Raw genomic sequence first — 9,849 nt, forward strand, 5'->3', positions numbered from 1 at the left:
GTCATCGAACACGGTGTCCACGATCAACCTCGACATCACGGGAATAGTCGTCGCACAAGGCGATCTGCTCGACATGCGCGTCTCCAACAACTTCGCCTCGGCGGGACGCGGGGGTGAAATGGATTGAGGCAGTACTGATCAGGCGATGCGCCGGTTGGCGGCGCATTCGCGCTCGACCTGACGCTCGCTCGGCAGCGACCGATAGAAGCGGGCGAGGTCCTCGGCGTCGATCGAGATGGTCGAGCCGTAGTAGCGGGCGGCGATCAGGCCGTCCCGCACCAGCTTCCGGAGAGTGGACTCGGCGATACCGGTCGCCTCGGCCGCCTGACGCGTGTTGTACGAAATCTGCTGCGGTGCAGTGACGTCCTCGACGGTCACGATCGACCGTCCCGCAATGCCGTGCGCACGCCTTCGGCAGCGCCCGCGAACTCCTCGAACTGAGCGGCGGTCAGCTCCACGACAGCGTCGAACCACTTGCTGATGACGATGATTGACCCGTACTCGCCCGAGCCGTTCGCATCGTCACCACCACCCACGAGAATGACGGATTCGCTAGCGGTTTCGATCTGCGCGGGCTCGGCCCAGAACACGACGTTCCGATCGCTCACGCTGCACCGCCCTGGAGCAGCTCCAGCTGAGCGTTATTGAGCAGACCGACCGCGCGCGCGAGCGCGTCCGCATGGAATACCTTCACGTACAGGGTCTGGCGGACCTGGCCGTTGTGATGACGGGGCGCGTCATGCTGCGGGCGCTGGTCGAACCACTCCAAATACGGTGCGTAGGCGCGGTGTTCGTACTCCTCGACCAGGCGGGCCTTGCCCTTCGACCACCGCTTGCCGATCAGAATCCGGTAGATCATCTTCTTCGTGCGCAGCAGCTGGAACGTCGTCGGCTCGGTCAGCCCGAAGAGGTGACCCCACGACTCGATGGTGATGATGTCGTCGTTCTCCGCGACATGCCGATCCACGTAATCGACCTTCGGAGCGTCGACTGCGACCTTCTCCTCCAACTGTAACGTGCGAGCCTCCGCGATCTCGCGGGCCTCCTCGGCGTCGATCACCATGCGCGCCAGCGCCTTCCGATCAGGAAGAGCGGCGGGGCTGACTGGCGAACGCTTCATCGCCCAGAACTCACGGACGAGCCGCTTCTTGAAGTCCTTCACGACTGGGCTGTTGCGCATGTAGGTGAGGAGCAGAGTCGCATGCTCCTCGTTCAGGACGGCATACGTGACATCGCCGCCACCATGTTGGCCCGCCAATCTTGGTCGCATTTCAAATGCGGCCAAGCCGAACTCCTCGAAATCGGCCAGGTTGTCGCGGATGAGCTGAAGCACGGCTCGGTGCTGAACCTGCGTGCCCTCGGCGACGATCAGGGACGTGGTCGTCGGGGTTCCATCGGTCATGGCCACCAGCGCCGGACCAATCGAATGCTTGTTCTCGCTGGTAGGTGGGGTGCTACAGTGCACGGGCTCCGGCCTCCTCAAGGGCTGGGGTTGTTGAGGCGGCGGCACCCAGGTGTTCTTGGCGGAGTAGCTGGGTGCCGCCCTTTAGTTCTGCGACCCGTCGAGGTCGGTACAGAGTGTCGATTGCGCCATACGGAAGCCCGTAGGCAATCTCGAGTGCTTCAAGCAGCTCACTGGGTGCTCCATGGTGGCCGTTCTCGACTGCGCTGATCGCACCGCGGGTGTAGCGACGACCGGTCTCTTGCTCGATACGATCGATCACCGCGTCGAGAGTCAGGCCAGCCGCCATGCGGAGGTAGTGGATTGGGACATGTGGGGGGATCTTCGTCGGCCGACGATCGGGTGGACTTGACCGCGCTGTGATTGAAGATTGCACGACGGGGGACACTACCGGCAAACTGCCGAAAAGTCCAAGCTTAATCCTTGGAAAACTTCTAATTAGGGTGCCATTCTGCGACCTTTTGCAAAGATGCGGCATAACCACCTTTTGAAAATCAAAGGATGTGAGGCTTGGGTTTGCCGAAGATCTAAGGCATGCTTGATCCATGGCAAATAACCTAGTGGCGCGGCTCGGCACCTACATCCAGGCCCGCCGACACGAACTTGGCATGAGCCAGATCGACCTTTGGAAAGCTGGTGGGCCATCCAATAGCACATTGACCGCCCTTGAGTCCGGAAGTGCAACGAGCATCAGTACGAACACTCTGCGGAAGCTTGACCACGCTCTCGGATGGGAGCCAGGTTCTGGTGCCAAGATCTTGGCTGGCGGCGAACCCGAGCCTTCGCAAGCAAGTCCTCCTCCGACTGCCGAACCGGTGCCAGACGCGGCGGACAACGGGGGCTACCGCGTCGAAGCAGATGGGAGCACCAGTTGGTCGATGTCGATCCCGAACAAGGCCCCATCTCTGCAATCTATGGTCGCCCTACTGTTCAGTCTCACGTCCCTGGCAACCAAGGCGAAGGACATGGAAGAGGGGACCGCGACGCTGCCCGAACTGCTTGAGGCAATCAACAAAACGCAAGAGGCCGGCGGTGCAGTTATCGAGGAGTACATGGGCGGGCGCGAGAGGATTCGAGACCTCTACCGCGGCCTTGAGTTCATAGTGAGCCAGATGGAGTAGGCGGACCAGTCAATCGACAAGCATTCCGTGATCCGAAAGCTGACGCCCGCAGTCCCCCAACCCTCAGATTCGACCGAACCGCCCGCCACCAAATCGCAACCGAGATTCACCCGGCCCAATCAATCCAGGTCGGTCAATGTGGACCAGCCCATCCACCGTGAAGGCGAGGCGCCGGCCACGGCCGAACCCAAGGACTTCGGTGAGGGCCCGCCGACGCGCAAGCAAGGCCCTGGCGCGGCCACGCAGCCAACCGAACAGGGGCCGGTGAAGCGCTTCTCCATCAATGGATACGAGTTCATCGACGATGGCACCGAGCCCGAATACCGAGAGGAAGAGGAGCTGGCCGCGTTCGAGCCCGAAGCCGGTGACGAGGACAAGCGGGACGAGGACGACTGGGACAACATCCCGTAGCTAGTTCGAGGAGTTCGGAGGGGTCGCGTTTGAAACGCGACCACAACCCGCAGGTCGGATCAAGGGCGTCGGCAATAGCGACACCCCTTCCCTTGGCGCGATCGGTCACAGACCTACCCGCGCAAAACCCTAGCAACCTCACTCGAACGTGTGTTCCACTCCAGTCATGGGGAACGCCTTAGCAACGGATGGCCATCACTGGGACCCGTGGCGACACCTCCGCCGCCACTACCCGCACATCCCCGTGATCTGCACAAAGAAGCTGAAGGGCAAAAAGCGTGGTGCGATCACGCGCCGCGGAATCCTCATCGACCAAACACTCGGCCAGGCCGCACGACGATGCACCCTCACCCACGAAATCATCCACCCCGAACGTGGACCCGCTCCGCGCGGCACACGACTCGCAGCCCGCGAAGAGCAAACCGTCAGAAGCCTCACCGCCCGGCGACTGATCACCCTGCCCGCGCTCACCGAAGCCCTGATACGGGTGCCGCCCGACGACCCGCACGCGCTCGCCGAGGAACTCTGGGTCGACATGCCCACGCTCATCGGCGAATTCGCCGCGATCATGACCGAACGGCGCGGCAGCGACCTCGACGCATGGATCAAGCACGTCCGTGACGCGGACTCGCAGGACTCGACCCATTCCTGCGCGGCCTGGAAAAGAACCGCGCCGCTGCCGTCGCAGGCCTCAGCCTGTGCCCTACAGCAACGGGCCAATCGAAGGCGTCAACACCAAAACCATTCTGTGGAATCTGAAATGTCAAGTTGGTGAGGGTTTTCCGTGGCGGACGCCGACGATCGGCAGCTGGATGCCGCCCGCAGTGCCAGCTTGGGGTGTCTGGCGCGGTGTGGGAATATCGGCGAGCCGCTGCAGCAGCCGGTCGAGGGCGGTCTGGCCGTCGTGGACGGCAGCTTGTTCGTCGTCGGTGAGCGGGATACTGATGAGCATCCGTTGAAGATTCGATTTGGCTTGCAGCAGTTGAGCTTTGCTCGATTCCTTCGGGGTGTAGAAGTCGCAGCGGGCGCAGGCCATGCGGTGCGGGCATTGCTCGAAGAAGCTGTAGGTGCAGTAGCCGTGGCCGAGGTCGTAGTGCTGCCAGGGTTCGCCGGTGGCCGCGGCGCCGCTGGTGACGGCGTCGCGGTCGACGAGGACTTCGATGGTGCGCATGTTGCGGGCAAAGTAGCCGGCGTCGTCGTATGCCTTGGTGAGGGTGTTCGGGTTGATCTTGGCGTAGAACTGAGTCGACTGTGGTGACCGGTGACCGAGCCATGCCTGCAGCTCGAACAGAGTCATCGGTTCCATGGCGTTGTAGAGCTAGCTCGCGATGGTCGATCTGGCGCGGTGGCTGGTGATGGCGCCGCGGACGTCGGCGGCGGGAACTCCGGCTTTTTCCACAGAAAAACCAAACTCATCTAACGACAAATTATGGCCGAGCAGGATTCGACCGACTCAGGCACCGCATCCTGCCGGCCTGACCACGCCGGGTCACCATCACCGAAAGTGGGCCAGAGCCCCGGAAACTGTGGAACCGTCGCGAGTTCCGCGCCTTTCTCCTCAGTGCTCAAGCCCTCTACGTCCAACTGCTCACTGAACCGACGCTGACCGCCGCCGGAGGTCTGCCGCTCATGGTCGACAAGTGGGCCGCCGCGTTTGACGACACCACCGTCGCCGACATCCAGGCCGACCTGAAGCCGCTGCACGCCGCCGGATTTGTGATCGTCGACGCCGAGACCTTCGAAGTCCTGCTGGCTGGTATCTCGACCTGGCCGGCCTCATCCGCCACCCGCACCATCTCAAGGCGCCCTGCGCGCGGCCGACGCCGTTGAAGTCCCGTGTTGCGTAAGGCGCTGGGTATCGACCTGCTTGCCCTCGGCCTAACCGGCGAGGCAGAAGCCTTCGACGAGCGGCTCATCGGATCCGGATCCGGATCCCATCCCGATCCCACCTCGATCCCAACTGAATCCGAGGCTATCGCGATCCTGGAGGAGGCCCGCCGTGCCTGAGATCGCCGACCACATCGTCATCGACTACGACCGCCAGAAGCTGCTGATCGACGGCAGCGAATTCCCGTGGTACTGCAGCGAGGACGGCCCGATCCCGAACGTGTTGCCCCGGTGTGGGGCGCATGGTGACGGTGACCTTTCTCGCCCGCAAGGTCGACATGGTCGGCCCACCGAAGCTGCCCGCTGCGGCCGGCTGCGACTCGCGCGGCAACCTTCGCACCTTCGAGGGACGGGGCGCGCTGATCGCTCGGGCGAGTGACACTCGCGCCGGCGTGCAGGGCTGGCGCGACATGGCCATTAATCCGCGGTTCATCGTCATGTACGACGCTGCGCTCGCCGTGTTCGACGCCGAGGAGGTCGATGATGCCTGAATTCCCTGACCGCAGCCCTGCTTTCGATGACCGCGCTTACTGTGTGGAGCGCGACGAATGCCGCATCACCGGCGAGTGGCTCTGCGTGCTCGCCACGTCTGCCGGTCGCTGGTTGCGGCCCCTGGCACGGGAGGTACTCGACCTCCGCGCCCGCGTCGCTGAGCGCGATCGCCTGGCCGCTGAGCGCGCCGTGTACCGCCAGGCCGTCGCCGCCGTCCGCGCGCCGCTGACCCGGATCTGTCCGACGACTCCGAGGAGCGCGGCGGGGCGTAGGAGACCTACGGCAGCGCCGGAGACCGCCTGCGCAAGGCGTAGGTCGCCGCGATCGCCCCTATCACCGCGTTGGAGAACCCGCATGCTTGACCAGATCCATCCCGATGCCCCGAACGTTGTGCTGTACAGCAAGCCGGGCTGTGGCCAATGCAGCGCCACCGTGAAAGCGCTTCTGGCATGCGGTATTCCGTTCATGACGCTGGATGTCACGACCGACGACAACGCCGCCGACCGGGTCCGCGACCTCGGCTACCAGTCCTTGCCTGTCATCGTCGCCGGCGACATGCACTGGTCCGGGTTCCAGCTCGACAAGATCGATCAGCTCGCCTACGCGCTGCGGAACTGGACCCCCAGCGCGCCCATCACTGAGGAGGAACTCGACAATGATGCAGCTTGACCGCGACCGCATCGCCGAAGGTCGGCGGCTGCTCGCCGCCGCGACACCCGGACCGTGGTTCGTTGCAGAGCCTTCGATCGCCAACCCGGCCGATGTGCGAAGCGTCGGGCACGGTCCGGTCTGTGCGATCGGCGGCCGTGAAGGCGGCGAAAACGATATCCCCGCTGCGGCCGACGCCGAGCTGATGGTGCACATGCGGAACACGCACGGGCAGCTGCTCGACGACCTGGAAGGGAGCGTCGACCTCTTCCGCGAATGGCGTGATATCGCGCTCCGCCGCAAGCAGGAACTCGCCGAGGCCCGCGACCGCATCGCCGAGCTGGAGAAGCAGGCAGGCCACCGCGTCATTGCGACCGCGCAGATCGCGAACGAGCCGACCGGCACTGTCCTGCTGTCCGCGCAGGGCGACGTCGCCTCTGTGGACCACGGAGCTTCCGGTGAGTGGCTCGGCGGTGATACCCGCGTTCGTTTCCTGGACTTCCAGTCTGGCCCGTGGGAGTTCGTCGAGTTTTTGCCGGACGGCCAGTGGTCTGTTCTGTGGCAGCCGGATGAGCGACCGATGGCTGAGCACCTGCACACCGTCACGATCACCCAGGACGAGGGCGCCACCTGCCCGCGCATCGAGTTCGTGTGCGCCGGAGACCGTACCGCGGCATGCCACCGCTACCCGGACTGCGACTGTGACAGCTGGGAATCGGACGATGACGAACACCCACACCCGTACGTCGAGCACGAGAAGTGCTGGATGCAGGACTGGTTCGACAACCACGGCACCGACCCGGCCGACGACACCCTCGCCGAATGCGACATCACCCCTGGCATGTCGGGGCCGATCAAGACCAGCTTCTGCTGGGACTACGTCGAATGGGAGTTCATCAGCCAGCCGGAGGTGACCGACCATGTCTGACCGTGCTACCGATCAGCAGATCGACAAGTGGGAAGCCATCGTCGACAACTGGTTCTACGGGTGCGGGGACAGCGCTGTCGCGGGCGAGATCATCGACGCGCTCCGGGCGGAACACACTCGTGTCACCGAGCTGGAGCGGGAGGCCGGAGCGCTGCTCGGCAGGTGGTTGGCGGTGTCCGCCCACAACTCGGAGCTGGCGGCCCGGGTCTCCGCACGGGAGATCCGCATCGCCGAGCTGGAGAACGCTCTTGCCGAGAAACGCGCGCAGCTTGCGGAAATGGACTGCGAACACGCCCGTATCGCCGGGCTGGAGCAGCAGGCCGTTCCATGGCGCTGCATGGCGACCACCAGCATGGCGAACATGGTCCGTGACGACCACCGCGCCGTCTGGTGCACGCTGCCGAACGGGCACGCCGGCCTCCATCACGCCGAGATCGAGATCGAGGTGCCGATTGGCAGCGCGGAATTCACGAAGGCCATTCGCTCCCAGATGCATTGGTCGGATGTTCAGGAGCCGTCCAGTCAGCCAGAGGTGACCACGTCTGACCAGACTGAACCCATACCCACCCAGCAGCCCGAGCAGTGCTGGCACGTGCATCTGTTCTGCGGGCGCTGCGAGTTGTACGCCTATCCGGAGGGCACCGATCACGAATGCACCGGGCGCCGATTCCACCCGCATTTCGGCGCGGGAGTCGAGCATCTGTGCATGCGGACCTACGCCGATGAGACTGTGACGGATTGGCCATTCGGCCCGGTAGGTGAGTTGGGATGAGTGAGATCACCGCGCACCGCCGAACCGCCTGGCATGGCCGCGACTACATCGAAGTCACGATCACCACGCCCAGGCACCAGGAAACGATCCAACTCCAAGCGGAAGACGCGCTCGAGTTCGGACACCGACTGGTCGACCTGTCCGCCGCCGAGCAGGAGCGGGCTGACCGTGGCTAATCCGACCACCCGGCTCCGCTGCGCCCGCAAGTCCCACGAATGCACCTGCGATCGCTGGATCCAGCCGGGCGAGCAGTACTTGGAGCACAAGGAATTTCCCGGCGGCGAATCCGGATACGCCAATGCCGCAGGGCATCCCGTATGTCTCGCCGAGTGCTATCGCTGCGCGGTCCGCTGCGGGTGTGAATCCCTGCTCACCGAAGGTAAGGACGACTAGGCGATATGAGCCAGCGCAGACCCTGGTACGAGGACTTCGACAAGGTATACGACCGCGGATCGCGCCCGTCCGTCGCGCCCCGTATCACCAACTGCAAGTGCAAGTACTGCCAGTCCCGCTCCATCCCGCCCACTCAGCCCGTTGCGCCGACGCCGAGAGGTGTTGTCGGCGCGGCTCTTTCGATCCTCCGCAACATCACCAAAGGGGCCGGCGCATGACCACGCCCGAACCGATCGCAACAGTCACCCGCTACGACGTGTGGTGCCTGCCCGAAGGGCCCGAGGAGCGCAAGCACTTCACGATCCCGGCCACGTGCGCCCCGTCCGGTGGGTGGATCGTCGGCAGCCAATACGAGTGGTTCGACCTCCTGGGAAGACCGTGCGATAAGCCGGTCGAGATGCCTCTGCGCGTGTTCTGCCACGGCGACACGAACGATCAGCCCACTTGGGAGTGGCTCAAGCGGGTGGTGCGTCTCTGGGATGAGAGGGAAGAGATCATCGATAGACGCCCGAATGGTCCCTGAATAAGAGTAACCTCACCGAATTCACTCGCGATGTCGGCAACTCCTAAAGACTGACCCCCTGGCGAATTCCGAACCTTAACCCCTTGTCGGGGTTGACGCTTGCGGGGTGATTGCTATCGAGGACTGGGCTGAGATCCGTCGGTTGCATCGGGCGGAGGGCGGGCCGATCAAGGAGATCGCGCGCCGGTTGGGAGTGGCGAGAAATACGGTGCGTGCGGCGTTGGCGTCGGACCGGCCGCCGAAGTACGAACGCCCATCTCGGGGCCGGGTGGTGGACGCCTACGAGGCGCGGATCCGGGGGTTGCCGGCGGAGTATCCGCGGATGCCGGCGTCGGTGATCGCCGAGCGGATCGGCTGGCCATACACGCTGAACCCGTTACGGATCCGGCTGCGTGAGATCCGTCCGGAGTACGTCGGGGTCGATCCGGTGGATCGGGTCGTCTCCGAACGGGGTCGGTCACGCAGTGCGATCTGTGGTTCCCGGCGACGCGGATCCCGGTCGGTCGAGGGCAGGAGCGAGTGTTCCCGGTGCTGGTGATGACGCTGGGTTCTCGCGGTTCATGGCTGCGGCGATGCTGCCCTCACGGCAGGGCGGTGATCTGATATCGGGGATGTGGTTGCTGATCTCGCAGATGGGTCGGGTGACGAAAACCCTTGTCTGGGATCGGGAATCGGCGATCGGCGGGACCGGGAAGGTGACCGTGGCCGCGGCGGCGTTCGCGGGAACGCTGGCCACCCGCGTCCAGCTTGCTCCGCCCCGCGATCCGGAATACAAGGGCATGGTCGAACGCGCGAACGGCTACCTGGAGACCTCGTTCCTCCCGGGTCGAACTTTCACCGGCCCTGGCGATTTCAACGAGCAGCTGACCGTCTGGCTGGAGCGGGCCAACACGCGCACGGTCCGTTCGATCCAGGGTCGTCCGGTCGATCTGTTCGAACCCGACTATCTGTCGATGATCGCGCTGCCGCCGATGACTCCGTCGATCGGATTGAATCAGCGAATCCGTTTGGCGCGTGACTATTATGTCCGCGTCGACACCGTCGACTACTCGTTCGATCCGCGGGTGATCGGCCGGTTCGTCGACGTCACTGCCTCGCCGCAAACGGTCACGGCCTTTTGCGACGGCCAGGTCGTGGCCCGCCACGCCCGGTCCTGGACCAAACAGGACGTGGTCACCGATCCCGACCACGCGAACCTCGCCGCGCAGCTGC

16 protein-coding genes and 1 pseudogene are annotated in these 9,849 nt (G+C 64.3%); 13 read left to right on the top strand and 4 right to left on the bottom strand.

Annotation, left to right across the window (positions count from 1 at the left end; translation table 11 throughout):
- Positions 1–138 precede the first annotated feature (138 nt).
- From ACWEKS_RS47930 to ACWEKS_RS47940, 3 genes are read right to left on the bottom strand one after another with little or no spacing between them, the layout of a single operon-like run.
- Positions 139–378, bottom strand: coding sequence for a helix-turn-helix domain-containing protein (locus tag ACWEKS_RS47930; protein ID WP_452346361.1), 240 nt, complete (start codon positions 376–378; stop codon positions 139–141).
- The gene (locus ACWEKS_RS47935) at positions 375–590 is read right to left on the bottom strand and encodes a hypothetical protein (protein ID WP_452346362.1); all 216 of its coding nucleotides are present in this window, start codon (positions 588–590) and stop codon (positions 375–377) included. Before ACWEKS_RS47935 ends, ACWEKS_RS47930 begins: the two co-directional genes overlap by 4 nt.
- A gap of 14 nt (positions 591–604) precedes the next feature.
- A complete protein-coding gene (locus tag ACWEKS_RS47940; protein ID WP_452346363.1) occupies positions 605–1,402 on the bottom strand; it encodes a Rha family transcriptional regulator in 798 nt (265 codons plus the stop codon).
- Between the two features lie 605 nt (positions 1,403–2,007).
- Between ACWEKS_RS47940 and ACWEKS_RS47945 the strand changes: the two genes are divergently transcribed.
- The 3 genes from ACWEKS_RS47945 (at position 2,008) to ACWEKS_RS47955 (ending at position 3,769) form a co-directional block, all read left to right on the top strand.
- Positions 2,008–2,583 carry a helix-turn-helix domain-containing protein gene (locus tag ACWEKS_RS47945; protein ID WP_452346364.1) on the top strand — a complete coding sequence of 192 codons (576 nt, stop codon included), beginning with the start codon at positions 2,008–2,010 and terminating at the stop codon, positions 2,581–2,583.
- Between the two features lie 138 nt (positions 2,584–2,721).
- A complete protein-coding gene (locus tag ACWEKS_RS47950; RefSeq protein WP_452346365.1) occupies positions 2,722–2,994 on the top strand; it encodes a hypothetical protein in 273 nt (90 codons plus the stop codon).
- A gap of 166 nt (positions 2,995–3,160) precedes the next feature.
- On the top strand, positions 3,161–3,769 hold the full coding sequence (locus ACWEKS_RS47955) for a hypothetical protein (protein WP_452346366.1): 609 nt from the start codon (positions 3,161–3,163) through the stop codon (positions 3,767–3,769).
- On the opposite strand, the gene ACWEKS_RS47960 is transcribed toward ACWEKS_RS47955, so the two are convergent.
- Positions 3,758–4,291, bottom strand: coding sequence for a hypothetical protein (locus tag ACWEKS_RS47960; protein ID WP_452346367.1), 534 nt, complete (start codon positions 4,289–4,291; stop codon positions 3,758–3,760). The genes ACWEKS_RS47955 and ACWEKS_RS47960 overlap by 12 nt on opposite strands.
- A 332-nt stretch (positions 4,292–4,623) precedes the next feature.
- Between ACWEKS_RS47960 and ACWEKS_RS47965 the strand changes: the two genes are divergently transcribed.
- From ACWEKS_RS47965 to istA, 10 genes and pseudogenes are all read left to right on the top strand, one after another.
- Positions 4,624–4,824 carry a hypothetical protein gene (locus tag ACWEKS_RS47965; protein ID WP_452346368.1) on the top strand — a complete coding sequence of 67 codons (201 nt, stop codon included), beginning with the start codon at positions 4,624–4,626 and terminating at the stop codon, positions 4,822–4,824.
- A 9-nt stretch (positions 4,825–4,833) separates the two neighbouring features.
- Complete coding sequence (locus ACWEKS_RS47970; RefSeq protein ID WP_452346369.1) at positions 4,834–5,001, top strand: hypothetical protein; 168 nt, start codon at positions 4,834–4,836, stop codon at positions 4,999–5,001.
- Positions 5,002–5,123: 122 nt separating this feature from the next.
- Positions 5,124–5,372, top strand: coding sequence for a hypothetical protein (locus ACWEKS_RS47975; RefSeq protein WP_452346370.1), 249 nt, complete (start codon positions 5,124–5,126; stop codon positions 5,370–5,372).
- 355 nt (positions 5,373–5,727) lie between these two features.
- Positions 5,728–6,042, top strand: a complete 315-nt coding sequence (locus tag ACWEKS_RS47980; protein WP_452346371.1) for a glutaredoxin family protein — start codon at positions 5,728–5,730, stop codon at positions 6,040–6,042.
- Positions 6,029–6,949, top strand: coding sequence for a hypothetical protein (locus ACWEKS_RS47985; RefSeq protein WP_452346372.1), 921 nt, complete (start codon positions 6,029–6,031; stop codon positions 6,947–6,949). The genes ACWEKS_RS47980 and ACWEKS_RS47985 overlap by 14 nt, the downstream gene beginning before the upstream one ends.
- Positions 6,942–7,721, top strand: coding sequence for a hypothetical protein (locus tag ACWEKS_RS47990; RefSeq protein ID WP_452346373.1), 780 nt, complete (start codon positions 6,942–6,944; stop codon positions 7,719–7,721). Before ACWEKS_RS47985 ends, ACWEKS_RS47990 begins: the two co-directional genes overlap by 8 nt.
- Positions 7,718–7,897: a hypothetical protein gene (locus ACWEKS_RS47995; RefSeq protein WP_452346374.1), complete on the top strand. Its 180-nt coding sequence runs from the start codon at positions 7,718–7,720 to the stop codon at positions 7,895–7,897. Before ACWEKS_RS47990 ends, ACWEKS_RS47995 begins: the two co-directional genes overlap by 4 nt.
- Entirely contained in the window at positions 7,890–8,114 is a 225-nt protein-coding gene (locus tag ACWEKS_RS48000) for a hypothetical protein (protein ID WP_452346375.1), read from the top strand. The genes ACWEKS_RS47995 and ACWEKS_RS48000 overlap by 8 nt, the downstream gene beginning before the upstream one ends.
- Before the next feature lie 214 nt (positions 8,115–8,328).
- A complete protein-coding gene (locus ACWEKS_RS48005; protein ID WP_452346376.1) occupies positions 8,329–8,637 on the top strand; it encodes a hypothetical protein in 309 nt (102 codons plus the stop codon).
- Positions 8,638–8,743: 106 nt separating this feature from the next.
- Positions 8,744–9,849 (top strand): annotated as a pseudogene (istA, locus tag ACWEKS_RS48010) (IS21 family transposase); the annotation flags it as partial.

The sequence above is a fragment of the Nocardia sp. NPDC004711 genome (genome assembly GCF_053601595.1).

What these genes read in the sequence shown, in the direction of transcription:
- ACWEKS_RS47995 (WP_452346374.1), top strand. Translation starts at nt 7,718, where the DNA reads ATGAGTGAGATCACCGCGCACCGCCGAACCGCCTGGCATGGCCGCGAC.
- ACWEKS_RS47985 (WP_452346372.1), top strand. Translation starts at nt 6,029, where the DNA reads ATGATGCAGCTTGACCGCGACCGCATCGCCGAAGGTCGGCGGCTGCTC.
- ACWEKS_RS47960 (WP_452346367.1), bottom strand. Translation starts at nt 4,291, where the DNA reads ATGACTCTGTTCGAGCTGCAGGCATGGCTCGGTCACCGGTCACCACAG.
- ACWEKS_RS47990 (WP_452346373.1), top strand. Translation starts at nt 6,942, where the DNA reads ATGTCTGACCGTGCTACCGATCAGCAGATCGACAAGTGGGAAGCCATC.
- ACWEKS_RS47965 (WP_452346368.1), top strand. Translation starts at nt 4,624, where the DNA reads ATGGTCGACAAGTGGGCCGCCGCGTTTGACGACACCACCGTCGCCGAC.
- ACWEKS_RS48005 (WP_452346376.1), top strand. Translation starts at nt 8,329, where the DNA reads ATGACCACGCCCGAACCGATCGCAACAGTCACCCGCTACGACGTGTGG.
- ACWEKS_RS47975 (WP_452346370.1), top strand. Translation starts at nt 5,124, where the DNA reads ATGGTGACGGTGACCTTTCTCGCCCGCAAGGTCGACATGGTCGGCCCA.
- ACWEKS_RS47940 (WP_452346363.1), bottom strand. Translation starts at nt 1,402, where the DNA reads ATGACCGATGGAACCCCGACGACCACGTCCCTGATCGTCGCCGAGGGC.
- ACWEKS_RS47980 (WP_452346371.1), top strand. Translation starts at nt 5,728, where the DNA reads ATGCTTGACCAGATCCATCCCGATGCCCCGAACGTTGTGCTGTACAGC.
- ACWEKS_RS47955 (WP_452346366.1), top strand. Translation starts at nt 3,161, where the DNA reads ATGGGGAACGCCTTAGCAACGGATGGCCATCACTGGGACCCGTGGCGA.
- ACWEKS_RS47945 (WP_452346364.1), top strand. Translation starts at nt 2,008, where the DNA reads ATGGCAAATAACCTAGTGGCGCGGCTCGGCACCTACATCCAGGCCCGC.